Genomic DNA, 546 nt, shown 5'->3' on the forward strand with positions numbered 1-546 from the left:
AACTATCCCTGCCGGACAAACAACAGCAACAGTAAGTGTACCGGTATTGAACGATAACATTGCAGAAGGTACTGAAACGGTTATTTTGACTATGGCAGCTGCCACAAACAATGCTTCAATCACGGCTAGTACTACGCCTGCAACAGTTAATATTACAGATAATGATACTTCAGTGGCCTCCATTACTGCAGGCACACCAGGTAACGAAAACGGCCCTTCAAACGGAACCTTTACGGTTACACTAAGTAATCCATCTTCTCAACCAACTACCTTAACTTACACTTTAGTCGGAACAGCGACAGAAGGTAGCGATTACAGTACGGTGGTAACGAAAACGATTACCATTCCAGCTGGACAAACCACAGGAACGATAACCATCCCGGTATTAACCGATAATACTGTAGAGGGTACCGAAACCGTAATAGCAACTTTAACCAACTCGAGCAACCCATTGGTAACCATAAGTAATACGCCTGCAAGCATTAATATTATCGATAATACTACCGCTACCGTAACCGTAGCTGCTACAACGAATGGGGCAGAACC

Annotated in this window: 1 protein-coding gene; it reads left to right on the top strand. The window is 44.0% G+C overall.

All coding sequences use genetic code 11. From position 1 onward, the window contains the following. A partial coding sequence (locus AC1DND_RS29220) for a Calx-beta domain-containing protein (protein WP_477586518.1) occupies positions 1-546 on the top strand: 546 nt, incomplete at both ends.

This window comes from Pedobacter sp. 01N416, assembly GCF_056399685.1.